This window comes from Micromonospora sp. NPDC126480 (genome assembly GCF_040302465.1).
Classification (GTDB): Bacteria; Actinomycetota; Actinomycetes; order Mycobacteriales; family Micromonosporaceae; genus Micromonospora.
On record NZ_JBEORU010000035.1, the window covers coordinates 13772 to 38701 of the forward strand.

Here is a 24930-nt window from a genome sequence, read left to right on the forward strand (position 1 = left end):
CTTGGACGCGAGGCGGCGAGTGCACCCGTGCGACGACAACCAGACCTGCGCCGGAGTGAGGACCCCACCGCTGCACGCCCGATGGCTGCGGCGGCGGGAGCGGTCCGGAGCAGCCGGGTGTTGGTCGGGTGGCGGCCCAGCCACCAGCGGGTACGGCCCGACCACCACCAGCACCACCAGGAACACCGGTTCCACGAGGCACGACCCCGAGGCCGGGCCCACCAGACGTCCCCCAGACAGCTCCCGCCGGCTCCGTCGCCGGCCCTCCCTCCCAGGAGCCCATGTGCTTCCCCGCTCCGGTGACGTACTGCACGTGACTCGCGCGGCGAGTGTTCAATTCCTCCGGCCCATCACCTTCCGGGTGATCCGGGTCCTCGACTGGCCGACCTACGACGGTTGGCTCTGGCTTGACGGCTACGAGTTGAACGCTTCGGGGGACGCGGTCAGCCGGCGGTCGATCTTCGTCCAACGGGACGGCCTGCACCAGGTGCAGGCCGCGCCACAGCACCGTCCGCACACCGTGCGGGCGCCGCGCCGGCCGGTCACCCGGACCCCGGTCCGCGTGGGCTGACCTGCCGCGATCCGCCGCCGGGGGGCGTGCCAGCGCCATAGAATCGGTGGTACGCCCACCCCGGCAGTTCCACCCCGCGCCTCCAGGACCCCGAACCTGGGATGGCCATGGTCTATCAGCCCGCCGCGCGGCGGCACAGCTCCCGCATCGCCTACGCCTTCGGACTCCTGGCACTCGTCGGCGCCGCCACCACCCTCGTGGTCGTGGTGCGCGACCCCGCTCTCTCCTCCACCCAACTGTCCGCACCGGTGCCCGCGCCGGAGATCACGGTCGTCGAGGAGGAGCCGGCGTACTGGGACGACATCGGGCCGGACCCGTACGTCGGCGACGACGACTTCGGCGTACCCGCCGAGGCCCTGTCGGCGGACGATGCGCCGGCGGCCGGCGCGGGCGCCGCCCAGGCCGCCGCGAACCCGGCCACGGACGTCCAGCGCTCGCTGTTCTGGTCCGGGATCTTCGGACTGGCGATCTCGCTGGCCGGGCTCGGCCTGGTCGGCACGAGACGTCGGATGTGGTGACCGCCCGGTTCAGGGGGTGGGAGTCGGCTCCGGGCTCGGCGTGGCCTCCGGCCCGTCCGGCGACGTCTCGGGGCGGGACACCGTCAGCGTCACCTCCGCGCCCTCGGGCACCAGCTCACCCACGTCCGGCTCGGTGTCGATCACCGTCCCGGCCGGCCGGTCGGAGGCCCGGTACTCGACGCGGTAGTCCAGGCCGGCCCGGTCGAGGATGGCCCGTGCCGTCGCCAGTGGCAGGTTGACCACCGGCGGCATCGGCACGCCGCCCGGCTCCTCGGTCGGCGAGGCGGAGGGGGAGGCGCTCGTCGGTGCGGCCGAGGTCGTCGCCGCGCCCGTCGTGGGGGACGCCCGGGTGACCGGGGCCGACGGCGAGGGCTCCGGCCCGGTCGGCTCGTCATCGCCGGCGTTCAGCGCCAACCAGAGGCCGGTACCGAGCGCTCCGAGCAGGAGCAGGATCACCACGCCCCACAGGATCGGCGACCACCAGCGCCGCCCGCCCTGGTCCTCCGCGTACCAATCGGTCGTCTCCCGGTACTCCGACGGGCGCGGCGGCGGCACCCCCGCGCGCCCCGACCACGCCGGCGGCCCACCGGCCGGGGGAAGCGGCGCGGTGCTGTCCAGGGGCGCGGTCCGGTCGGCCGGCAACGCGCGGGTCTCGTCCCCCGCCGGCCGGTCCTCCGGGTGCGGCAGTCGCTGGGTACGGTCCGCGGGTTCCGTCGCGTCGCCCGGATCGGACCAGGAGCGGGTGCTCTCGTCCGGTCCTCCGGCGGGTGGCTCCTGGCGGTCGTCGCTCATCCCACGTCCTCCTCACGGCCTGCCGTCAACCTAGCGGTACCGCGCGGAACGGGCCGGGATCAGCGCGTCACGGGTTCGCCGTCGGCGGGTCGGCGCCGTCGGCGGCGTCACCGCACCACAGGGCGACCGGGTCGCCCCAGGGTGCCTGACCGCCGCCGGTCGGCTCCTGCTTGAGCACCGATCCGCTGCGGCGCAACGTGTACACGACCTTGAGGCCCTCGTCGGCGAGTTCCTCGGCCGCCTCGGCGCAGTCGTCACCGGTGACGTCCGGCACCCGCACGACCGGCGGCGGGCCGCTCACGTACAGCGTGACCGTCCGGCCCGGGTTCACCGTCGCGCCGGCCGCCGGGTAGCTCCGCTCCACCTCGCGCCCGGTGCCACGGCCGAAGACCAGGCGCCAGCGCAGCCCGCGCTTCACCAGCTCCTTCTGCGCGTCGTCGTAGTCCCGGCCGACGAGAACCGGCACGGTGACCCCCGCGGGCGACGAGCGCGACGGGGTGGCCGGCGCCGTGGTCCGGCGAACCGGGCCGGAGGTGACCGATGGCGCGCTCGGTGTGGCGCTGCCCGTGGCCACCGGGTCCACCCGGTCGTCGTTCGCTCCGGCCAGGACCCAGCCGGCCGTCGCGCCCACGGCCGCGAGAAGCACGGTCGCCAGCCCGCCGCCGAGCACCAGGGTCATCCGGTCCGACCCCGTGCCGTGACCCGTGTTCCCGTCCGTCATCGTTCACCGCCTCCGTCACCGGCGACCGTACCCGTCGGTCCCAACCGCGCTGCGTGACGGTCCGCGCTCACCACTCGCCGCGCCGACCACGGGACGTTACGCTCCCCGGCATGGCGAGACGGGGCTGGGGAGGATCGATCACCACCGCGCTCGGCGCCGCCGCCGGTGCGGGTGCCGCGCAGCTGGGCTTCGGCTACGGGCTGGGCATCATCAACTGGGCGCCGCCGCCCGACGGGGACGGTGCCACCGCCGCCTGGACGGCCAGCCTGATCTGGGCCACCTGGATCGCCGCCACGTCGACCGTGCTCGGCGCGGTCTTCGCGCAGCGCCTGCGGCACCGCGGCTCGGCCGAGCCGGCCGGAACGACTGGTGGCGCCGACCCGTCCGACACCACCGCCGCGGCCGGCGGCGACGGCGCCGGATCGGGTACCGCGGAATCCACCGCGCCGGAGGTCGACGCCGCCGGTCCGGGCAGAGGCGGCACCGCGGCCGCCGGTGGCGGGACGCTGGGCTGGATCGCCCTTGCCGTGGCCGCCGGCATCGGCGCGCTGGTCACGGTGCTGCTGGTCGCCGTTCCGGCACGGGTGGCCGTGGTGCCCGACGTCGAGGCGCCCCGGAACGTCGCCGCGGTGTACGCCGCGCTGGGGGTGCTGGTCGGGGTCGCCATCGCCGTCTGGGCACTGCACTCCCGCGCCGCCGCCACCAACGTGATCGCCACGCTCGGCTGGCTCTGGCTGCTCGCCGCGGTGGCCGTGGTCGACGGCGTCCTCGCCGGCCGGGGCCTCACCAGCGCCCAACTGGGCATCTGGCAGCTCAGCGGGGGCGGCCCGGAGTTGTGGATCCGCGACTGGTTCTACTGGCCGGCCGCAGTGCTGTCGCTCGGCTCCGCCCTGGTCATCGGTGCGCTGGCGGCCCGCAACGCGGCCCGGTACGCCGACCGCCGGGTGGGTGCGACCGCCTCCGGCGCGGCCGGCCCGCTCCTCGTCGCGGTCGCCTACCTGCTCGCCGTGCCGGGGCTGGCGGCGATCGACCCGGAGCAGGTTTCCGCGCACCTCATCGCCCCGTATGCCGTCATCGTCGGGCTGGGTGGCTCGGCGCTGGTCGCCACGCGGGGCCAACGGGCCGACCGCCCTACCGCCGTCCGAGTGCCCGGACAGCGCGCCGGCCAGCCGGCCGAGGCCACCGATGGCGGGGACACCGCCGCCGAGACCCCCGCCGCTGGGCCGCGCCGGGACGCCGCCGAGACCCCCGCCGCCGGACCGCGCCGGTTCGGCCGGCGGAAGACGACCGACCCCTCGCGAGCGGGTGGCGCCGCTGACCCGGCCGCCAGTTCCCTCCGCGCCGCCGAGCCGGCCGCCAGTTCCACCAGCTCCGGCAGCACGGGCGACTCCGGTGGCACCGGGGCTGGTGGCCCGACCGACGGAGGTGGCGCGAATTCCGCCGCTGGTGCCACCGACGCCGGTGGGGCGGGCGGAGCCGACGAACCTGCCGGCGCCGGCCGGGGCCGCCGGACGACCTCGACGGGCGGGGACGCCACCAGCCGGGTGCCGGCTCAGCGCACCCACGAGACCGAGTCGACGGAGGAGTCTGACGCGGGCGGTCGCCGGGCCCGTCCGCCGCGGCGCACCCGGTGACGGCCGGCGACCGGTTGCAACCCCGCGAAGATCGCGCTGAAGCGCCGAAGTAGTGGCCTCCCCGAACCGTCGAGGCCACTACTTCGACGATCGAGCACGATGTTGCGGGAACCGACGCCGGCCGGTCAGTCCACCGGCCAGGTGTGCACGGGTTCGTTGCTCCGCTGCAGCTCGGCGTACCGCTTGACCATGTGGTGCAGGGCCGCCTCCCGGTCCATGTTCCGGTGCCGTTCAGCCGACCACACCGTCTCGGTCTGCCAGACGGCACCGTTGCGCCCGGTCCGGCAGCGCTGCTCGATCACGCCGAGCAGCCGGTCCCGCTCCGCCGGAGCCACGCCGAACCGGTCCAGCCCGGTCGCTGCCGTCGGCAGCAGCACGTCGAGGACGAGTCTGGCCACCGGAACCTCACCGAGCCGGGGCCAGTGCACCACGGCGTCCATGCCCCGGCGGGCGGCGGCGTGGAAGTTCTCCTCGGCCGAGCTGAACGTCAACTGGCTCCAGATCGGACGGTCGGCCTCCGCGAGGCCGCGGGCCAGCCCGAAGTAGAAGGCGGCGTTGGCCAGCATGTCCACCACGGTCGGGCCGGCCGGCAGGACCCGGTTCTCCACCCGGAGGTGCGGGCGGCCGTTCATGATGTCGTACACCGGCCGGTTCCAGCGGTAGACCGTCCCGTTGTGCAGGCGCAGTTCGCCGAGCTGCGGAACGCCGCCGGCGTGCAGCACCTCCACCGGGTCCTCGTCCTCGCAGATCGGCAGCAGCGGCGGGAAGTAGCGGACGTTCTCCTCGAAGAGGTCGAAGATCGAGGTGATCCAGCGCTCACCGAACCAGACCCGGGGGCGGACGCCCTGGGCCTTCAGTTCGTCCGGCCGGGTGTCGGTCGCCTGCTGGAACAGTGCGATCCGGGTCTCCGCCCACAGTTGCCGGCCGTAGAGGTACGGGGAGTTGGCGCCGACAGCGACCTGCGCGGCGGCGATGGCCTGCGAGGCGTTCCAGTAGTCGGCGAAGCTGTCCGGCGCGACCTGGAGGTGGAACTGGAGGCTGGTGCAGGCCGCCTCGGGCGCGATGGAGTCGGTGTGGGTCTGCAGCCGCTCGACGCCCCGGATGTCGAGTTCGATGTCCTCGCCGCGGGCGCCGACGATCTGGTCGTTGAGCACCCGGTACCGCTCGTTCGTGGAGAGGTTGTCGGCGACGAGGTGCCGCTCGGTGAGCGTGGGCAGGATCCCGACCAGGACGATCTTGGCGTCGGACTTGGCGGCCCGCTCGTCGGCCCGGGCGAGGCTGCTGCGGAGATCGTGCTCGTAGTCCGCGAAGCCGGGTCCCTCGATCAACCGGGGCAGCGCGTTCAGCTCGAGGTTGAACTGGCCGAGTTCGGTCTGGAAGAGCGGATCGGCGATGTCGGCGAGGATCTCCTCGTTGCGCATCGCCGGCTCGGCGGCGGAGTCGACCAGATTCAGCTCGATCTCCAGGCCGGTCATCGGCCGGTCGGCGTCGAAACCGAAGTCGTCAAGCATCAGCGCGAAGACGTCGAGGCAACGACGGACCTTCTGCCGGTAGCGGACCCGGTCCTCCCGGGAGAAGGCACCCTGCGCGACGTCCCTGCCCATGTGCCCTCCCGGCGCCCGACGCGACGGAACGATGCCGTTCCGCAGCGCATTGTGAACCATTTACGGTAGGAGCGCTCAGCGGCACCGGCCAGTGGTCGCACCCGACTGTCGGTCGCCGGGCGGCCACGGCACGGCACCATAGGTGCGCCTGGCAGCATCCCTACCCTGCCGCGACTCACGAGCATCGCCGCAGCCGAAGAACATGTGGTGACAAATTGCACGCCGACGCGAAAGGCCCGCGCCGTGCGGCACGGGCCTTTCGGGTACGACGTGAGCGTCAGGCCTGACGGATGGCCTCACCCTCGATCTCGATCTTGACCTTCTTGCCCACCAGCACGCCGCCGGTCTCCAGGGCGACGTTCCAGGTCAGGCCGAAGTCCTCGCGGTCGATCTCGGTGCTCGCCGAGAAGCCGAAGATGTCCTGGCCGAACGGGCTGCGGCCGACGCCCTCGAACTCGACCTCCAGGTCGACGGTGCGGGTGACGCCCTTGATGGTCAGCTCCCCGGTGAGGACGAACTCGTTGCCGTCGCGGGACTTCACCCCGGTGCTGCGGAACTCCAGGGTCGGGAACTTCTCCACGTCCAGGAACTCCGGGCTGCGCAGGTGCGCGTCCCGGTCGGCCTGGGCGGTGTCGATGCTGGCGGCCTGGATCGTGGCCGTGACCGAGGACTGCATCGGGTCCTCGCCGACGGTGATGGTGGCGCTGGCGTCGGTGAACTCACCGCGTACCTTGCTGACCATCATGTGTCGGGCGACGAAGCCCACGCGCTTGTGGGCGACGTCGAGCAGGTAGGTGCCGGTCGCGGGGATCGTGAGGCCGTCCCAGTCGCGGGTAACCGACTCGGTGCTGCTGGTCATGAGTAACTGCCCTCCGGGGAAGATTGTTGAGTAGCCCAACGACTGTCTCAGCAACTATAGCGGCAGCAATATTCCGTATGTCAAGGACTGCTAGGATGGCCCCGTGAACCAGAACGTGTTCGACGACCCCCGGATCACCGCCGTCGGCCTGCTCGTCGAGGCGCACGCCGGGCTGTCGGCCCGGTTCGCCGCCCAGTTCGAGGAGCACGGCCTCTCGCCGGTGGAGTTCGAGGTGCTCACCCGGCTCGCCCGCTCCCCGGGCAACCAGCTGCGGATGACCGACCTCGCGGCGCAGACCTCCCTGTCCACCAGCGGCGTCACCCGCGTGGTCGACCGGATGGAACGCGACGGGCTGCTCACCCGCCGCGCCTGCGCCTCCGACCGCCGCAGCTCGTACGCGGTGGTCACCGCCAGCGGCCTGAAGCGACTGGACGAGGTGCTCCCCGGCCATCTGCGCATCATCGAGGAGTGGTTCACCGGGCAACTGGACCCGGATTCGCTGAAGGCCCTCCTCGACGGGCTGCGCCGGGTGCGCGACGCCGTCCATCCCGGCGCCACCGCCGGCAGCACCGACCCGCTCCCGGTCGATCGCACCGAACCGGCCGGCCGGCCCTGACCGTCCTCCGGCGGTGCGGCCGGAGTCACCGGCAGAAAGACCGGCAGAACTGCCGTACACCCGGGCGATAGGCGATCAAACCGGGCAGGCGGGACCGCCCGGGCTGACTAATCTTCGTGCAGCGGGGACGCACCGGGGGGAACGGCGCGAGCGATGAGCAAGGGGTAGTAAGAGGGGGCTTCGTCGCTCGCGCCACCCCCGGCCCCGTCCCGGCCGCACCGCCCGAGGGCCGACGCGGTGGTCACGGGCGGCGGATCGCCGCCAGGGCGTACAGCAGCTCCGCCTCGTGCGGCAGCAGGCGGATGCCGCTCTCCCGGCAGACCGCGTCCAGCCGGTCGAGCACGTCCGGGTCCCCCGTGCTCGCGGCCAGCCCCACCAGCGCCTCCACCAGATCACGCCGGTCCTGGCTGCCGCCGCCCGCCTCCGCCGCGGCGGCGAACCACTCGGCCGCCAGGTCCCGCTCGCCACGGTGCAGCGCCAGGTTGCCCTCGATCAGCGCGCAGATCCCGTCCGCCGGCCCCGCGACCCGGTCCACCACCGACCCGGCCGCCGAGCCCGGCCCGGCGACCCACCCGTTCCCCGGCTGTCCCGGGCCGCGCCCCGACTCGACCGGTCGCAGTTCCGCCAGCACCTCGGCGGCCTCCGCCGCCCGGCCGCCCTGCGCCAGCGCCAACCCGACCGTGCCCAGCACACGGCGTCGGTGCCCCGGGTCACCCAGGCCCGCCAACGCCGCCAGCGTCCGCCGCCCCCGCTCCACGGCGTCGGCGTACCGACCCTCGAGACGAGCCACCTCGGCGAGGTTGGCCTGGGCGAGCGCTCGGAGCCGCTGATCCCCGCACTGCGTCGCGAGCCGGTCCACGGCCGCCAGCCGGCGCCGGGCGGCGGCCAGGTCACCCACCCGGATGCCGTGCCAGGCGAGGTTGTTCTGCGCCACCGCCATGTCGCGGGTCCGCCCGTGCCGGGTGGCCAGTTCCAGCACCGCCTCGGCCTGCTCCCGCGCCTCGTCGGGGGCACCCGTGCCGATCAGCAGCGCGCACAGCACCGTCCGGGCCTCCAGCTCGCCGGTGACGTCGCCGGCCTCGTGGAACGCGGCCAGTGCCGTACGGGCGGCCGGCACCTCCTCGGCACCCGCGCCGTGCTCGGCGGCCAGCCGCGCGACCCCCAGGGACGCCCACGCCCGCAGCACCGGATCGGCGTCGGCGGTACGCGGGTCGGCCAGCAGGCGGCGCAGCCACTGCCGGCCGGCGACGTCCCGCCCCCGGAAGCGCCACCACCGGGTGAGCCCGGCGGCCAGGCGCAGCGCCGTCACCGGGTCGTCGACGGCGGCATGCGCCAGCGCCGTGCTGATGTCGCCACTCACGTCGTCCAACCGGTGCACCGCCGCGGTCAGGTGGACTCCGACCAGATCGGGTGCCGTCCGGGTCACCAGCCGGGCCATGGCACGGGCGTGCCGCCGCCGTACGAAGGCGAGTTCCCCGGCGCCGGCGGCCTGCTCGGCGGCGAAGTCACGGACTGCGTCGAGCAGCCGGAACCGGAACGGTCCGGTCCCGCGCACACTCAACAGCCCCAGCTGGAGCAGCCGGTCCAGCAGCGGCACCGGGTCGACCGCCACGGCTTCGGCCGGATCGTTGTCGTCGGCGAGCATCTCCTCGGCCAGCTCGATCGACCAGCGGTTGCCGAAGACGGCGAGCCGCCGCAGCGCGGCCTGCTCGTCCGGCGCGAGGAGCAGGTAGCTGGTCGCGACGGCGTCCCGCAGCGTCTCCGCCACCGCCGGGCGGGTCGCCTCACCCCGGCCCGGGTCGGCGGCGTCCCACCCCGGCCGCTCGGCCGCGCCGGACGAGGTGGCGAGGTCGAGGACCCGGTCGCCGTACCGGTCCAGCAGCTCGTTGAGGTCGAGGATCCGGCCCCGCGCCGCCATCAGCTCGATCGCCAGGGGCAGGCCGCCGAGGCGGCGGACCAGACGGGCCAGCGCCGGCAGCTCGGCCGGGGTCGGCGGGTCGTGGCGTACCTGTGCGAGGCGGGCCGCGAACAGCGCAACCGCCGGATAACCGGTGAGGACCGCCGGACCGGCGTGGTCGCTGCCCGGCGGTGGCACGTCGAGCGGGGCGACCGGGCGGACCCGCTCCCCGCGCAGCCCGACCGGGTGCCGGCCGGTGACCAGCACCCGGAGCGACGGCACGCCGGCCGCCAGCCGACTCACGGTCTCCGCGACCGGATCGGGGGCCCGCTCCACCGCGTCCATGATGAGCAGGGCCGGCCGGCCGGCGAGGTGGGCGGCGAGGTCCGGGAGGCGGGCCACCCCGAACACGGCGACCGAGGCGGCGAGCACGTCGGGCGCGTCCGACCCCTCGCCGATCAGGACGCCGGCCACGCCGCCCGGGTGGTGCCCGGCCACCGCGTGGGCGACCGCCAGGGCAAGCGCGGTCTTGCCGACGCCGGCCAGCCCGACCAGGCTCACCAGCCGGGGGGCCGGATCGTCGCCGAGCATCCCCACCAACTCGGCCACGTCCCGTTCCCGGCCGATCAGGTCGGCGGCGGGCGGCAGCGCGACCGGTGCCACCGCCGCGTCGTACGCGGACGCCTCCGGCTCCGGAGCGCGGGGCGCCGGCAGGGGCCGGGCGGCGGCCACGAACGCCGACCGCGCCGGCTCGGTCAGCCCCAACGCGTCCGCGAGCAGGTCGACGGTCGTCCGCTGCGGGCGCAGCGAGCGGCCCCGCTCGAGGTCGCGGACGGTCCGGATGCCGATGCCGGCCCGGGACGCCAGCTCGGCCTGCGTCAGGCCGGCGGCGAGCCGGTGCCCGCGGAGCAGGTCGGGCAGCCCGCCGGGGCCGCCCGGTCTCCGCGATCGATCATGCTCCGGGGTCATGGGCAGGAAGGGTACGGACGCCGTCCGACCATCGACAGGCCATCGTCGTCCTGCCGACGCCCCGCTGCGGATATCCGACAGCGCCGGTTGGTCGGACCCTCGTCAGAGCCCGAGGTCACGCGCGATGATCATGCGCTGAACCTCGGACGTCCCCTCGCCGATCTCCAGGATCTTCGAGTCCCGCCAGAAGCGGGCCACCGGGTACTCGTTCATGAAGCCGTAGCCGCCGTGGATCTGGGTCGCCTCCCGGGCGTTGTCGACCGCGATGGTGCTCGCGTGCAGCTTGGCGATCGCGGCCTGACGCTTGAACGGCTCCCCGGCGAGCATCCGAGCGGCGGCGTCGTAGTAGGCGAGCCGGGCGGTGTGCGCCTTCAACTCCATGTCGGCGATCTTGAACTGGATCGCCTGGTTGGCGCCGATCGGCCGACCGAAGGCGTGCCGCTCCTTCGCGTACTTGATCGACTCGTCCACACAGCCCTGTGCGAGACCGACGGCGAGGGCCGCGATGGCGATCCGCCCCTCGTCCAGGATCCGCAGGAACTGGGCGAAACCGCGGCCCCGCTCGCCGAGCAGGTACGCCGCCGGCACCCGGCAGTCGTCGAAGGTCAGCTCATGGGTGTCCGAGGCGGTCCACCCGACCTTCGAGTAGCCGGGCGCCACCGCGAAGCCCGGGGTTCCGGTGGGCACGATGATCGTGGACAGCTCCTTCGAGCCGTCCGGGTTGGTGCCGGTCACCGCGGTGACCGTGACCAGCGCCGTGATGTCGGTGCCGGAGTTGGTGATGAACGCCTTCGAGCCGTTGATCACCCACTCGTCGCCGTCCAGGACCGCCCTCGTCTGGGTGCCGCCGGCGTCCGAGCCGAAACCCGGCTCGGTCAGGCCGAAGGCGGCCAGCGCCTCGCCGCTGCACAGCTTCGGCAGCCACTGCGCCTTCTGCTCGTCCGTGCCGAAGCGGTGGATGGGCATCGCGCCGAGGGAGACCGCCGCCTCCAGGGTGATCGCCACGCTGGAGTCGACCCGGGCCAGCTCCTCCAGCACCAGGCAGAGTGCGAAGTAGTCGCCGCCCATGCCGCCGTGCTCCTCGGGGAAGGGCAGGCCGAACAGACCCATCTTCCCCATCTGGCGGATCACGTCGTACGGGAAGGTGTGCTGCTCGTAGTGCTCGGCGATGACCGGGGCGACCACCTCGCGGGCGAATTCCCGCACGCTCGCCCGCAGCGCCTCGTGCTCCTCGGAGAGCCGGAAGTCCATGGTTCCTCCTGGTGTGGAAGGTCCGCCGGGCGCTCGTGACGCCGGGGCGGGAGGGTGGTCAGACCGGGGTGACGCCGTGCCGGCGCTTCGAGAAGTGGCGGTCCTTGCCACGGGCGGCGGCGAGGCGGCGGATCAGCTCGGAGCGCAGCTCGTGCGGCTCGACGATCGCGTCGACCACCAGCTCGCTGGCGAGCCGGACGATGTCGATGTCCCGCTCGTACTCCTCGCGCTTCGCCGTGACGAACGCGGCCCGCTCGGCCTCGTCCTCGATCGCGGCGATCTTGTTCGCGTAGACGGCGTTGACCGCCGCCTCCGCGCCCATCACCGCGATCTTCGCCGTGGGCAGGGCGATCGTGGCGTCCGGCTCGAAGCCGGGACCGGCCATCGCGTAGAGGCCGGCACCGTAGGCCTTGCGCACCACCACGCAGATCTTCGGCACGGTCGCCTCGGAGATCGCGGTGATCATCTTGGCGCCGTGGCGGATGATGCCCTGCTTCTCCACCGCACTGCCGACCATGAAGCCGGGCACGTCGGAGAGGAACAGCAGCGGCACGTTGAACGCGTCGCAGAGCTGCACGAACCGGGTGGCCTTGTCGGCCGAGTCGACGAAGAGCACGCCGCCCTTGAACATCGAGTTGTTGCCGACCACGCCGACGACCTCGCCGTTCAACCGGCCGAAGCCGATGGTCAGCTCCTTGGCCCACAGCGCCTGGATCTCGAAGAAGCTGCCCTCGTCGAGCAGGCCCTTCGCGTACCGGCGCATGTCGAACGCCTGCCGCTCGCTCGCCGGCACCAGCGCCGCGAGGTCGGTCTTCCCCGGCGCCTCGGAGGGTTCGGCCTTCGGCGGCGTCTGGGTCCAGTTCCCGGGCAGGTACGACAGGTAGCGCTTCACCACGTCGAGCGCCTCGGCTTCGGTCTTGCAGAGGAAATGCCCGACGCCGGACTCGGCGCAGTGCACCTTCGCGCCGCCCATCGCCTCCAGCGTCGTCTTCTCGCCGGTGACCATCTCGACCATCCGGTCCGAGCCGAGGTACATGCTGGCGTTGCCGTCGACCATCGCGACCACGTCACAGAACGCCGGGATGTACGCCCCGCCGGCCGCGCTCGGCCCGAACAGCGCGCAGACCTGGGGGATCGAGCCGGACGCGCGGACCTGGTTCCAGAAGATCCTGCCGGCACCGCGCCGGCCGGGGAACAGCTCGACCTGGTCGGTGATCCGGGCACCGGCGGAGTCGACCAGGTAGACCATCGGGACGCCGGTCGTGTACGCCCGCTCGATGATGCGAATGATCTTCTCGACGGTGCGGGCACCCCAGCTGCCCGCCTTGACCGTGGAGTCGTTGGCCATCAGGCAGACCGGCCGGCCGTCGATCGTGGCGGTGCCGGTGACGACGCCGTCGGCGGGCAGGCCCTCGGCCAGCGCGTTGGCGTAGAGGCCGTCCTCGACGAACGAGCCCTCGTCGACCAGGAGCGCGACCCGTTCCCGCGCGAAGAGCTTGCCCTTCGCGGCGTTCGCCGCGTGGTACTTGTCCGCACCGCCGGCCCTGGCGCGCTTGCGAAGCTGCTCCAGTGCCTCACCGTCGAGCGTCACGCCGACTCCCTGTTTGCCGCCGCCCTGTTTGTCGGCCCGCCTCGTGAGCGGACCAACCGACCTGAACGATCGTTAGGTTAGCGCACCGGCAGCCCTCCCCGCACCCCGCCTGACCCCGCCCCGCCACACCTCCGCGATCTTGCACTTCTGGCCCCTGGTTCGCGGTTTACGCCCGATTTGCCGGGGCACAAAGTGCAAGATCGCGGCGGGGAGGGGTGGGGTCAGGTGGGGAGGGGGGTCAGGCGGGTTCGCGGGCCGGCTCGGAGGACGCCGCTCGGGAGGCGCTTTCCGGTCAGCTCCTCGGCCAGCTCGGCGACCTCGATCAGGGCGTCCAGGTCGATGCCGGTGTCGATGCCCATGTCGTGCAGCATGTGCACGGCCTCCTCGGTGGCGAGGTTGCCGCTGGCCCCCGGCGCGTACGGGCAGCCGCCCAGGCCACCCACGCTCGCGTCGAACTCGGTCACGCCCAGCTCGATGGCGGTCAGCAGGTTCGCCAGCGCGGTGCCCCGGGTGTTGTGGAAGTGCAGCAGCACCGGGACGTGGGCGTTGCGGTCGCGTACCGCCGTCAGCAGCTCGCGGACCCGGCGCGGCGTACCCATGCCGGTCGTGTCGCCGAACGCCACCCGGTCGGCGCCGTCGCGCACCACCCGGTCCACGATCCCGGCGACGCGAGCGGGGTCGACGTCACCCTCGTACGGGCAGCCGAAGCTGGTGGCGACGATGACCTCGGCCCGGGCGCCGGCGCCGTGCAGCAGGTCGATCAGCTCGGCGATGTCGTCCAGCGACTCGTCGGTGGAACGGTTCACGTTGCGCCGGTTGTGCGTGTCGCTCGCCGACACCACCACCTCGATCTCGGTGAAGCCGGCGGCCAGGGCCCGCTGCGCACCCCGGGTGTTCGGGACCAGCGCCGAGTAGCGCACCCCGTCGACCTTCTCCGCCCGCTGCCAGACCTCGTCCGCGTCGGCCATCTGCGGGATCGCCTTCGGGTGCACGAAGGACACCGCCTCGATCCGCTGCACCCCGGTGCGGGAGAGGCCATCGAGCAGTCGGACCTTCGCGTCGGTCGGGATGGGTTCCTCGTTCTGGAGCCCGTCCCGCGGCCCGACCTCCCGGATCGACACGAACCCCGGCATCTCCGCCATGAGCGATCACCCCACTGTGACGCGTTGCTGTGCTGACCACCCCAGCATCCCACCCGCCCGTCCAACGCTGTTGATCATGAAGTTGTCGCCGTGAACAGCGGCGTGTCGCAGCTACAACTTCATGATCAACGCGCGGGCCGGGTGTGGGTCAGCGCATGCGGGTGACGATGCCGGTGTCGTAGTCGCCGGAGAGGAACTCCTCGTTGTCCAGGAGTTCGGCGAAGAAGGGGAGGTTGTTCTTCGGGCCCGCGACCTCGAACTGCTCGACCGCCACGCGAGCGCGGGCGACCGCCTCGGCCCGGGTGGCGCCGCTCACGATCAGCTTGGCCATCAGGCTGTCGTAGAACGGGGTGACCGTGTTGCCGGCGACGTAGCCGGCGTCGACGCGTACGCCCTCGCCGGTCGGCTCGACCCACGCGGAGATCGCGCCGGGGCCGGGCAGGAAGCGCTTCGGGTCCTCGGCGTTGATCCGCAGTTCGATCGCGTGCCCGCGCGGCGCCAGCGCGTCCGGGTCGAACGTCGGCGCCAGCCCGGCGGCCACCCGCAGCTGCTCCTCGACCAGGTCGACCCCGTAGACCAGCTCGGTCACCGGGTGCTCCACCTGGAGGCGGGTGTTCATCTCCAGGAAGAAGAACTCACCGGTCGCCGGATCGAGCAGGCACTCGACGGTGCCGGCGTTGCGGTAGCCGACCGCCGCACCGGCGCGCACGGCCGCCGCGAGGAGGCGTGACCGCAGCTCCGGCGTGACCGCCGGGGACGGCGACTCCTCGACCAGCTTCTGGTTGCGCCGCTGCACCGAGCACTCGCGCTCCCCGAGGGCCACCACCCGGCCGTCGGCCAGGCCGAGGATCTGTACCTCGACGTGGCGTACCCGGGGGAAGTACCGCTCGATCAGCACCGAGCCGTCCCCGAACATCCGCTCGGCGAACGCGCGCACCTTGTCGTACTCGGTGCGCAGCGCGGCCTCGTCCAGCGCGACACCCATGCCCATGCCGCCACCGCCGGCGGCGGCCTTGACCATCACCGGGTAGCCGATCTCGGCCGCCGCGGTCACCGCCGCGGCCAGATCGGCCGCCGGCTCGGTGGTGCCCGGCGCGACCGGCACGCCGGCCGCCGCCATGAGGTTCCGCGCGTTGATCTTGTCGCCCATCGCGGCGATCGCGTCCGCGCCGGGTCCGACCCAGATCAGGCCGCCGGCCTCGACGGTACGCGCGAAGTCCGCGTTCTCCGACAGGAAGCCGTAGCCGGGGTGGATGGCCTGGGCCCCGGTGGACTTGGCGGCGGCGAGGACGGCCTCGACGTTCCGGTAGCTCTGGGCCGGGTTCGCCGGGCCCACGCAGACCGCCTCGTCGGCCTCGGTCACGAACGGCAGGCCGGTGTCGGCCTCCGAGTGCACCGCGATCGCACGGATGCCGAGCCGCTTGGCGGTACGGATGATCCGGCGGGCGATCTCGCCCCGATTGGCGACCAGCAGCGACTCGATCATGTGTTTCCTCCACGTCCGGGGGTCGAACGGAAGCTAGGGAACCACGCCGCCCGGGTTACTGACGAGTCAGCGGCGAAGGAAGGGCCCCTTGTTAACGCTTCCGGTAGTGGAAGGGCCCCTTCTTAACATCTGGGCTGCTCAGGACCGGACGGGGGCGAGCAGGGCGGCCAGGGTCGTCGCGCGCAGCAGTTCGGCACGGCGCTGCCGGTCGACCTCGCCACCGAGGAACGGCGTGGAGTTCATCAGGCCGAACGCCGCGTGGGCGAGCACTCGCGCCTCCCCGTCCGGCATCCCCGGGTGCAGCCCGGTGAGCACGGTCACCCACTCCTCGACGTAGAGGCGCTGCAGCCGGCGGATGCGCCGGCGCGGCTCGTCCGGCAGCCGGTCCAGCTCGTGCAGGTGCAGGGCGATCACCGCCGGGTTGGCCAGGGCGAACTCGACGTGGAAGTCGATAAGCGACTCCAGCGCGGCGCGCGGGTCGCCGGGGTGCGCCGCGGCCCGCTCGCGGCCACCGGCGAGCAGCCCCTCGCTGACCGGGATCAGCGCGGCGACAAGCATCGCCTCCTTGCCGGCGAAGTGGTGGTAGAGCGCCGGACCGGTCACCCCGGCGGCCGCGCCGATGTCGTCCATCGACACGCCGTGGTAGCCCCGGGCGGCGAACAGCCCGACCGCGATCTCCAGGATCTCGTCCTTGCGGGACCGGCGCCGACCGGCACCGCCGGTCGTCCTCGCCCGCGCCTGCTGCTCCACCGTCACCCGGCAAGCGTAGACCGCCCGCCGCCGCCGGTGGAGGCCGTGGTTACCCGGTGGTCGCTCACATTCGGCCCGGTCCCGGTACGCGGTCCGGAACCTGCGCTCGCGTCCGGATCGACCCCCGCTGCCGTTGCGTTCCGGGCCGGGCACCGCACACCGGCCCGGAACGCGACCCTCACTCCGGTTCCAGGCCGTGCTCGTCGCGCAGTGCGCTCGCCTCGTCCGGTCGGCCCAGCTCATCCAGCGCGCGGGCGAGCAGCCAGGCCGCCTGCGCAGCCGGCCGGGACCCGGTCGGCAGCCCGCCCAGCACCGTGCGCAGCCGCTGCTCCGCCTCCCCGACCTGCCCGAGCCGCAACAGCAGCTCACCGGCGAACAGGTCCACCTGCGCCGCCTCGCCGAACGCCTCGATCGACCGGAGCCGGTCGGCCACCCCGCGCAGCCGGTCGTACGCGTCGCTCTCCCGGCCGTCACCGGCGAGCACCCGGGCGCCGACCTCCGCGGCCAGGGCCGTCTCGTACGTCACGGCGGGCGGCTCCTCCGGCTGCCCGGTCAACGCCGCCGCGAGCCGGTCGGTCTCCTCGACGGTCGCCACGGCCGCCGCCACGTCACCCGACCAGAACCGGGCGGAGGCCTCCCGGCGGCGGGCCCGCAGTTCGTCGAGCGGCAGCTCGGCCTGCCGGTACGCGACCGCCGCCGCCGCGAAGCGCTGTGCCGCCAGGGCGTCCCGGTCGGCGTCGTAGAGGATCCCGCCGGCCTCCTCCAGGACCTGCGCCCGGTGCGGGAGGTTGTCCGGGCCGTCCAGGTTGTCGGCGAGCTGCTCCAGCAACGCCAGCGCCGGGTCGATGTCGCCCAGGCCCTGGTAGATGCCCGCCAGCAGGTGCCGGCACCGGTCGGCTTCGGCCTGAGCGCCGAGCCGGTCCAACCCCAACACCGCCTCCTCGGCGACCTCGGCCGCCTCGCCGAGCCGCCCGGCCACCCGGTACGCGTTGGCGAGTTCCCAGCGCAGCAGCGCGTCGCCGGGCAGCCCCCGCTCCACGCACAGCGTGACCGCCTCGACGAAGTCCTCCACCGCGTCGGCGGCCCGGCCGGCCGCCATCAGCGCCCGCGCCCGGGTCACCCGGACCGGCAGCGCCCCGTCCGGCGGGGCCACCGCCACCGCCTCGTCGCAGGCCGCCACCGCCTCGGCCGGATCCTCGGTCGACTGGGCGTACGCCAGGCAGGCCGCCGCGATCAGGTCCCCGACGCCCAGCTCCCGGCCGATCCGGCGGGCCCGGTCGGCCTCCGCGTGGGCGTCCCCGGCACGGTCCAGCTGGCTCAGCACGTGGGCCCGGTGCAGGGCCGACCGGGCGGCCAGGTACGGGTCACCGGCACCGTCGGCCGGCACCCGCTCCAGCGCGGTCAGGGCGTCCGACCAGCGCTCCCGCTGCATGTACGCCAGCGCCACGCGGCCGTGCGCGGCGGCCCGTTGTGCGGCGTCGCCCTCCCGGTCGAGCAGTTGCGCGGCCTGCCGTACCAGCTCCAGCCCTTCCTCCGCACCGTCGTCGTCGCGGGTGAGCCAGACACCGAGACGACCGGCGACGACCTGGGCGCGGACCTCGTCACCGGCCTCCCGCCAGGCGGCGAGCGCGGCCCGGTTCGCCGACACCGCGCCCGCTGCGTCCTCGGCGTCGCTGAGTTCCGCGGCCCGCAGCTCGGTCCGGTACGCCGTGGTCGTCGGCCCGTGCGCCTGCCCGCCGAACCGCGCGTCCCAGGCGGCCAGGGCGGCCCGGAACGTCTCGCGGTCGTGGCTGCGCCACCGGTCGTACGCGAAGTCCAGCAGCTCGTCGGCGGAGGCGTCGACCGGGACCGGGACGGCGGGCGGGGCCGGGTGGAGAGCGGGGCCTCCGGTCGCGGCAGCCGGTTCCGCCGGTCGGGTGGGAGTCGGAGCGGGACGGCGGCGCAGGCTCGCGGAGAGCGGCACGTGCGCACCGCTCGGCCCGGCCGCGAGCCGCTCGGCGACCAGCGCCGCCTGGTGGCTCGTCCCGTTCCGGGCATCGAAGCGGGCGGCCAGCTCGGTGGCGGTCCGGCTCAGCTCGTCGGCCAGCTCCGCCGCGGCGACCGGACCGGCGGGCCGGTCGGCGGTGGGCCGCCGGTGCAGGGTGACGTCACCAGCCCGCCGCAGCGCGGCCGCGGCGGTCGCCGCGAAGTGCATGGCGGCGGCCGGTGACGGGGCCCGGTCCAGCCAGTCCAGGTGCCGCTCGACGATCTCCAGCGCTCGCGGCCCGTTGCCGGTGAGCGTGCAGAACTCGACGTGTTCGCCGACGTCCCACAGGTCGGAGAGGTTGCCCCGAACCCGCCGGTACGCCTCGCGGTGCGCGTTGCGTGCGTCGTCGAGGCGGCCGGTGCGCAGGTACGGCACGAGCAGGGCGGTGAGGATGGACTGCGGCTGCTCGGTGCAGGTGAGCCGTCCGGCGAGGACCGGCTCGGCGAGCGCGACCGCCTCGGCGTGCCGCCCGGTGCCGGCGAGGTGGTTGACCTGCGTGGTCGGGTCGCAGCCCGCGCAGTCGGAGAGGTCGTCGCGGGGCGTGGTCTGCCACCGGCGGTACCAGTGTTCGGCCGCCTCGGCGTCACCGACGTGGTCGGCGACCCGGAACCGGTGCTTGTACACCGCCTGGAGGCTGTGCCCGCCCTCCCGGTAGCGCCGCTCCATGTCGTCGAGCACCGCGTACGTGCGGTCCAGCGGCACCTCCGGGAACTTCAACAGCCCGGTGACCATGTACTTGAAGTGCCAGAGGAGGGTGTGGGCGTGGCGCTCGTGGTAGGGCTGCGGATCGCGGTCGAACTCGGCGAGACACCAGGAGAAGGTCACGAAGGACTTCGCCGGCTCGCCGCCGTAGACGTACGCGGTGGTGCCCTGCATCCGGGTCACGAAGGCGAGCTGCCGGTCGTCCGCGGCGTCCACCCGGCGCAGCAGCTGTTCCAGCGCGGCGATCTGCCCCGCCCCGTACGGCATCCCGCTGACCTCGCGGAGCACCCGCCACAGGTCCTGCTCGTCGCTCACTGTCACTCCCGTCCCGGTACGGCCCGGCCCAGCAGGCCGAGGAAGGAACTGTTCAGCAGCGCGGCGTCGGCCGCGCGGATCGGGTGGTGGCCGAGGAGCAGCGCCTGCCCGTAGAGCGCCTCGACGGCGAGCCCGGCCAGCTCGGCGTCGCCCAGCGTGGTCACCCGCCGGACCAACGGGTTGCGGTGGTTGAGCACCAGTTGCGGCCGGTCCGGCGGGGCGGACGCGGCGAGCGCGTCGAGAACGCCGCCCCACAGCTCGTCGGCGCGGTCCCGGCTGGCCGCGAGCTGGTCGTTGAACGCGGCCGACCGGCTGACCAGGTAGAGCGCGGGTACCGAGATCGGGTCGAATGCGCGCACCACCACCTCGCAGCCGAGCCGCTCCAGGGCCCGCTGCGCGCCGGTGAGGAACGGACGCAGCGCCAGCTCCACCTGTGGGTCGAGGCTGTCGAACCGGGTGGTCAGGTCGCTCGGTTCGAGCCGCTCGATCAGCACCGAGCGGTCCACGCTTGGCAGTCGCTCGATCAGCTCGGTGTCGTAGGTGTAGCCGGCGTTGACCAGCGGCAGGTCCTGGGCGGCGGCGACGGCGGCGAGCTGACGGAACTCGTCGAGGCTCGCCGCGTACCGGATCAGGCCATGCCGTTGCCGGAAGTCGGCGAGGGTGACCGAGCCGACGTTGGTCTCCATCGGCCACCACTCGTCCACCAGGCGGAGCATCTCGTCGTCGTGCAGCGCGAGCGCCTTGACACCGAGGTGGTGTACCTGGAGGAACTCGGCCAGCCGGCGCGGGTGGTGCTTGGCCAGGCGGACCAGCCAGCCCCGGATCTGGTCGCCGAGGGCCTCGCGGACGCCGGCGAGCAGGGCGTCCTCGTAGAGCGCCTCGCGGCTGGCGGTGGGGCGCAGTTCACTGGCGTCCACGACGCAGTGCGCGAAGAACGCCCACTCGGGCAGTAGCCCGTCGGCGTGCTCGGTGAGCAGCATCCGCTTGAGGTAGACCCGGTGCCCCGCACGGGCGGCCGGGTTCACCGGGGTGGGCAGGATGAACGCGACGCCGCTCAGGCCCGCCTCCGGCACGGCCAGCGGCACCACGTCGAACGGGTCGACGCCGAGTGCCTCCCGGGCGTACCGCTGCAGGGCGGCCCGGTCGACGGGCTCGCCGGGCGTGGTCGGCCACGGCGGCGGACCGGCGGTGGTCACCACGTCGCCGACCCGGACGGTCACCGGCAGGAGGGAACCGAACAGCCGGGCCAGGTCGACCACGGTCGGCGTGGCGAACCACTGGTCGGCGTCGCGGCGCGGCACCAGCGTCACGGTGGTGCCCGGTTCGGGCCGGGCCGCCTCCGGCGGGGCCGGCGCGACCGAGTACCGCCCGTCGGAGTGACCGGTCCAGAGCACGGTGGGATGGTCGCCGTGCCGCGTGCACACCCGGATCTCGTCGGCGACGAGGAAGCAGGAGAGCAGCCCGATGCCGAACTGGCCGAGGAACTCGTGCCGGGAGAAGCCGAGTTCGTCGCGTTTGGAGCTGCGGCCGATGGTGGCCAGCAGCTCGTGCACCTGCGCCTCGGTCAGGCCGATGCCGGTGTCGTGCACGCGCAGGGTGCCGTCGCCGGTCAGTTCCGGCGGTTCGATGCGGACGATCGCCGGCGCGTCCGGCTCGCCCGCCCGCCGCGCGGTGATCGCGTCGACAGCGTTCTGCAACAGCTCCCGGACGTAGACCCGCGGACTGCCGTAGAGGTGATGACTGAGCAGGTCGACCACGCCACGGAGGTCGACCTGGAAGGTGTGATCCACGCCTGAGTGCTCCCCGGTCCGATACCGGCGCTCACCGTACCGATGATCACCGGCGTCCGCGTCCCCCTCGCGGCTTGACCCTCGACCTGGTCGAGGTCACAGGGTCGCCGGCATGACCGCCACCGCCCTGGGCCGCGACTACCGGCTGCTCTGGACCGCCACCGTCTCCTCCCGGTTCGGGGACGCCCTGCGCACCCCCGCGCTCGCCCTGCTGGCCGCGAGCCTGACCCGCGATCCGGTGGTGATCGCCGCGGTGACGGTGGCCGGTCAACTGCCGCCGCTGCTGTTCGGCCTGCTCGGCGGGGTGTACGCGGACCGGTGGGACCGCCGCCGGACGATGGCGGCGGTGGACGGCCTGCGGGCCGCGGTGGTGGGTGGGCTGGCCGTGGCGGTCGCCGTCGACCGGGCCGCGATCGCGGTGCTGCTGGTGGCCGCGTTCCTGCTCGCCGCGTTGGGCACGCTCTTCGACGCCGCCGCCTTCGCGCTGCTCCCGGCGGTGGTGCCGGCGGCCGTGCTGCCGCGGGCCAACGGCCGCCTGCAGGCCGGTACGGCGGTGGCCGGTGGCTTTCTCGGCGCGCCCGTCGCCGGGGTGCTGTTCAACGCCGCCGCACCGCTGCCGTTCGCCGTCGACGCCGGCACCTTCGTCGCCGCCGCGCTGCTCGTCCTCGCTCTGCGCCCGGACCGGGCGGTGCCGTACCCGCGACCGGCCGCCGGGCCCGGTCGGTCGGTGTGGCGCGAGGCCGCCGAGGGGGTCCGATGGTTACGGGCCGACGTCACGATGTGGCGGATCACCGCCCTGACCGCGGCGAGCAACCTGGCGATCAGCGCGCTCATGGCGGTGCTGGTGCTCTACGCGCTCGACGTGCTGCGGGTGCCGCCGGCCGGGTACGGGCTGTTCGCCGCGGGCGCGGTCCTCGGCGGGGTGGCCGGCGCGCTCGGCGCCGGGCGGCTGGCGCACCGGCTGGGCACGGCCCGCTCGCTGCGGGTGGTGCTGGCCGCGCAGACGGTGGCGCTGGCCGGGTTCGCGCTGACCCGGCACCCGGTGCCGGCTGGGTTCGCCCTGGCCGTCTTCGCCGCCGGCACCACGGTGTGGAACAGCGTCTGGATCGCGTACGGGCAGCGTCGGGTGCCGGCCGGCCTGCTCGGCCGGGTGGGTGCCGCGCAGCGGATGGCCGGACTGCTCACCGCGCCGCTCGGCGCGGCGCTGGGTGGCCTGGTCGCCGCGGCGTACGGCACGGCTCCGGTGGCGGCGGCCGTGGCGGGGGTCTTCGCACTGGTCACCCTCGCGGCGTGGCGGGCGCTGCGACCGGCCGCCCCGCCCCGGCCCGGCGTCCCGCCCACCACCGCCGGGACAGCAGCCCGGCCAGGAGCGCCCCGGTCGCGTTGAGCAGCACGTCGTCGGCCGAGGTCACCCGCCCGAGATCGAGCAGGTACTGCGCCGACTCGACGAGCACCGAACACACCGCGCCGAGCAGGAAGAGCCGGCCGGGGCCGGCGAGCGCGGCGAAGCGTACCGGGGCGAAGAAGCCCAGCGCGGCGAAGACCAGCAGGTTGCCGACCACCTGGACCACGACGGTGGCCGCGGTGCCGGTGAAGAGTTCGGTCAGGTCGCGCAGGGGCACCAGGTCGACCCCGCCAGCCGCGTCGCGCGGCGTGAGGATCATCCACACCCAGGGCAGCGTTCCGGCGACGGCACCGACCTCGGCGGCGCTGCGCCACCACGCCTCGCGGGGTGTCGCCGCGTCCCGCCGGAGGCGGACCAGCACGGCGACGAACCCCACCACCAGCGGCAGACCGACCGCGGTGGCGGTCAGGACCGGACCCCAGTCCCGCCACACCTGCGCCATCGGCGCAGCCTAGCCGGCCGCCTGCGGGCGGTGGACGAGGCCGGAGAGGCGCAACGCGATCCCGCGGCGGGCCGGCGGCAGCGCGGAGAGCAGGCGCAGCAGCAGGTTGCGCGCCGGCCGGGCGGCGGGCGGCAGGGTGGCCAGCCGGGTCAGGCCGGCGGCGAAGGAGACCACGTCCTCGGCCATCGGGCGGCGCCGCGCCGCGTACCCGTCGAGCAGCGTGTCGGGGCCGCCGGCGAGCACGTCGGCGAGGGTCGCGCCGAGGTCCACGGCGTCGACGATGCCGAGGTTCATGCCCTGACCGCCGGCGGGGCTGTGCACGTGCCCGGCGTCCCCGGCGAGCAGCACCGGACCGGCCCGGAACGTGTCGGCGATCCGCTCGTGCAGCCGGAACCGGGACGACCAGAGCACCTCGTCGACCCGGCCCGGGCGGCGGGCCGGCCCGCGGGCGTCGAGCAGTCCCTGGAGGTACGCCACGTCGGGGTCGGCCGGCGCCTCGGGGACCGAGGCGACGAGCCGGACCACCCCGTCGGGCAGCGGCGCCCAGATCAGCGGGCCGCCCCGGGCGAGGAACAGGGTCGCCCGGTCGCGCGGCAGGGCACTTGTCGCGCGCATGTCGGCGAGCACGAACGACTCCACCCCGTGCGCCGGACCGGCGAAGCCGATCCCGGCCAACCCGCGAACGCTGCTGCGCATCCCGTCCGCGCCGACCACGTACCGGGCGCGGACGGTGGCGCCGTCGGCGAACGTGGCGACGGCGCCGGGCCCGCCGAGGTCCAGACCGGTCAGCTCGTACGGGCGCCGCACCCGCACGCCCAGGTCGGCGAGCTGCGCGGTGAGCACTCCCTCGGTGTCCGCCTGGGAGACCATAAGCGCGTACGGGTGGCGGGACGGCAGGTCACCGAACGGGACGCGGAGCAGCACCCGGTCGCGGTCCTGGACGGTGAACTCCGGCGCCCGCACCCCGCGCGCCACGAGCGGGCCGCCGGCCCCGATCCGGTCCAGCTCCTCCAGGGTGTACGCGTGCACGACCGCCGCCCGGGAGGTGATCGGCGGGCGGGGCAGCCGGTCGACAAGGGTCACCGGCACCCCGCGCCGGGCCAGCGTGAGCGCGGCGGTCAGGCCGGTCGGCCCGGCGCCCACCACAAGCACGTCCGTCTCGGTCGGCAGCATCGGGACCTCCTATGCCAACAGATGTTGGCCAACTGTTGTTGGCAACAATAGGACGGACCGCCTTTGAGTGTCAACGGGCGTTGGCATACGGTTGTGGGCATGACCGAGTCCGCCACCCGTCCCCGCCGCTCCGACGCCACCCGGGCGACCATCCTGCGGGCCGCGCGGGCACGTTTCGCCGCCGACGGGTACGACCGGGCGACCATCCGGGCCATCGCCGCCGACGCCCGCATCGACCCGTCGATGGTGATGCGCTACTACGGCAGCAAGGAAGGCCTGTTCGCCGCGGCGGCGGAATTCGACCTGCGCCTGCCGGACCTGACCGAAGTGGCACCGGACCGCCTCGGGGAGGTGCTGGTACGCCACTTCCTCGACCGCTGGGAGGGCGACGACACCCTCGCGGCGCTGCTCCGGGCCGCCAGCGCCAACCCGGGCGCCGCCGAGCGGATCCGCCGCATCTTCACCGACCAGCTCACCGCCGCCGTCGCCACGTTCGGCACCGACCCGGTCACCACCGCCCGCCGAGCCGGCCTGGTGGCCAGCCAGATGCTCGGCCTCGCCCTCACCCGCTACATCGTCCGTCTGCCGCCGGTGGTCGAGATGGGCCCGGCGGAGGTGGTGGCCTGGGTCGGGCCGACGATCCAGCACTACCTGCGCGGCTGACCCCAACCTTTTG

General features: G+C 74.2%; 20 protein-coding genes. 6 read left to right on the top strand and 14 right to left on the bottom strand.

What is annotated here, in order from left to right:
* Window positions 1–283 precede the first annotated feature (283 nt).
* Together ABTW87_RS26010 and ABTW87_RS26015 are read left to right on the top strand one after the other, a co-directional pair.
* The gene (locus ABTW87_RS26010; protein WP_350653611.1) at window positions 284–571 is read left to right on the top strand and encodes a hypothetical protein; all 288 of its coding nucleotides are present in this window, start codon (window positions 284–286) and stop codon (window positions 569–571) included.
* A 101-nt stretch (window positions 572–672) separates the two neighbouring features.
* On the top strand, window positions 673–1089 hold the full coding sequence (locus tag ABTW87_RS26015) for a hypothetical protein (protein WP_350653612.1): 417 nt from the start codon (window positions 673–675) through the stop codon (window positions 1087–1089).
* Window positions 1090–1098: 9 nt separating this feature from the next.
* Here ABTW87_RS26015 and ABTW87_RS26020 read toward each other — a convergent pair whose 3' ends face one another.
* A complete protein-coding gene (locus tag ABTW87_RS26020; RefSeq protein ID WP_350653613.1) occupies window positions 1099–1881 on the bottom strand; it encodes a PASTA domain-containing protein in 783 nt (260 codons plus the stop codon).
* A gap of 67 nt (window positions 1882–1948) precedes the next feature.
* The gene (locus ABTW87_RS26025; protein ID WP_350653615.1) at window positions 1949–2602 is read right to left on the bottom strand and encodes a Stk1 family PASTA domain-containing Ser/Thr kinase; all 654 of its coding nucleotides are present in this window, start codon (window positions 2600–2602) and stop codon (window positions 1949–1951) included.
* 110 nt (window positions 2603–2712) lie between these two features.
* Here ABTW87_RS26025 and ABTW87_RS26030 point away from each other — a divergent pair, with 110 nt between their 5' ends.
* On the top strand, window positions 2713–4236 hold the full coding sequence (locus ABTW87_RS26030) for a hypothetical protein (protein WP_350653616.1): 1524 nt from the start codon (window positions 2713–2715) through the stop codon (window positions 4234–4236).
* 125 nt (window positions 4237–4361) lie between these two features.
* Here ABTW87_RS26030 and ABTW87_RS26035 read toward each other — a convergent pair whose 3' ends face one another.
* Together ABTW87_RS26035 and ABTW87_RS26040 are read right to left on the bottom strand one after the other, a co-directional pair.
* Window positions 4362–5840 carry a glutamate-cysteine ligase family protein gene (locus tag ABTW87_RS26035; protein WP_350653617.1) on the bottom strand — a complete coding sequence of 493 codons (1479 nt, stop codon included), beginning with the start codon at window positions 5838–5840 and terminating at the stop codon, window positions 4362–4364.
* Between the two features lie 277 nt (window positions 5841–6117).
* The gene (locus tag ABTW87_RS26040; protein WP_350653618.1) at window positions 6118–6699 is read right to left on the bottom strand and encodes a YceI family protein; all 582 of its coding nucleotides are present in this window, start codon (window positions 6697–6699) and stop codon (window positions 6118–6120) included.
* Window positions 6700–6802: 103 nt separating this feature from the next.
* On the opposite strand from ABTW87_RS26040, the gene ABTW87_RS26045 reads away from it, so the two are divergent.
* The gene (locus ABTW87_RS26045) at window positions 6803–7315 is read left to right on the top strand and encodes a MarR family winged helix-turn-helix transcriptional regulator (RefSeq protein ID WP_350653619.1); all 513 of its coding nucleotides are present in this window, start codon (window positions 6803–6805) and stop codon (window positions 7313–7315) included.
* Between the two features lie 241 nt (window positions 7316–7556).
* Here the strand turns inward: ABTW87_RS26045 and ABTW87_RS26050 are convergent, their stop codons facing one another.
* From ABTW87_RS26050 to ABTW87_RS26085, 8 genes are all read right to left on the bottom strand, one after another.
* On the bottom strand, window positions 7557–10181 hold the full coding sequence (locus ABTW87_RS26050) for an ATP-binding protein (protein WP_350653621.1): 2625 nt from the start codon (window positions 10179–10181) through the stop codon (window positions 7557–7559).
* A gap of 102 nt (window positions 10182–10283) precedes the next feature.
* A complete protein-coding gene (locus ABTW87_RS26055) occupies window positions 10284–11432 on the bottom strand; it encodes an acyl-CoA dehydrogenase family protein (RefSeq protein ID WP_350653623.1) in 1149 nt (382 codons plus the stop codon).
* Window positions 11433–11490: 58 nt separating this feature from the next.
* On the bottom strand, window positions 11491–13023 hold the full coding sequence (locus ABTW87_RS26060; protein ID WP_350653624.1) for an acyl-CoA carboxylase subunit beta: 1533 nt from the start codon (window positions 13021–13023) through the stop codon (window positions 11491–11493).
* 221 nt (window positions 13024–13244) lie between these two features.
* Complete coding sequence (locus tag ABTW87_RS26065; RefSeq protein WP_350653678.1) at window positions 13245–14156, bottom strand: hydroxymethylglutaryl-CoA lyase; 912 nt, start codon at window positions 14154–14156, stop codon at window positions 13245–13247.
* A gap of 157 nt (window positions 14157–14313) precedes the next feature.
* Window positions 14314–15651: an acetyl-CoA carboxylase biotin carboxylase subunit gene (locus ABTW87_RS26070; protein WP_350653626.1), complete on the bottom strand. Its 1338-nt coding sequence runs from the start codon at window positions 15649–15651 to the stop codon at window positions 14314–14316.
* 138 nt (window positions 15652–15789) lie between these two features.
* Window positions 15790–16407, bottom strand: coding sequence for a TetR/AcrR family transcriptional regulator (locus ABTW87_RS26075; protein ID WP_350653627.1), 618 nt, complete (start codon window positions 16405–16407; stop codon window positions 15790–15792).
* A gap of 172 nt (window positions 16408–16579) precedes the next feature.
* Entirely contained in the window at window positions 16580–19444 is a 2865-nt protein-coding gene (locus ABTW87_RS26080; RefSeq protein ID WP_350653628.1) for a hypothetical protein, read from the bottom strand.
* 2 nt (window positions 19445–19446) lie between these two features.
* Window positions 19447–21234, bottom strand: coding sequence for an HSP90 family protein (locus ABTW87_RS26085; protein WP_350653629.1), 1788 nt, complete (start codon window positions 21232–21234; stop codon window positions 19447–19449).
* 112 nt (window positions 21235–21346) lie between these two features.
* Between ABTW87_RS26085 and ABTW87_RS26090 the strand changes: the two genes are divergently transcribed.
* The gene (locus tag ABTW87_RS26090) at window positions 21347–22621 is read left to right on the top strand and encodes an MFS transporter (RefSeq protein ID WP_350653630.1); all 1275 of its coding nucleotides are present in this window, start codon (window positions 21347–21349) and stop codon (window positions 22619–22621) included.
* On the opposite strand, the gene ABTW87_RS26095 is transcribed toward ABTW87_RS26090, so the two are convergent.
* On the bottom strand, window positions 22512–23081 hold the full coding sequence (locus tag ABTW87_RS26095; RefSeq protein WP_350653631.1) for a VanZ family protein: 570 nt from the start codon (window positions 23079–23081) through the stop codon (window positions 22512–22514). The two genes, ABTW87_RS26090 and ABTW87_RS26095, sit on opposite strands and share 110 nt — an antisense overlap.
* A 9-nt stretch (window positions 23082–23090) precedes the next feature.
* Entirely contained in the window at window positions 23091–24254 is a 1164-nt protein-coding gene (locus ABTW87_RS26100) for an FAD-dependent oxidoreductase (protein ID WP_350653632.1), read from the bottom strand.
* Between the two features lie 99 nt (window positions 24255–24353).
* Here ABTW87_RS26100 and ABTW87_RS26105 point away from each other — a divergent pair, with 99 nt between their 5' ends.
* The gene (locus ABTW87_RS26105) at window positions 24354–24917 is read left to right on the top strand and encodes a TetR/AcrR family transcriptional regulator (RefSeq protein WP_350653634.1); all 564 of its coding nucleotides are present in this window, start codon (window positions 24354–24356) and stop codon (window positions 24915–24917) included.
* Window positions 24918–24930: the final 13 nt, after the last annotated feature.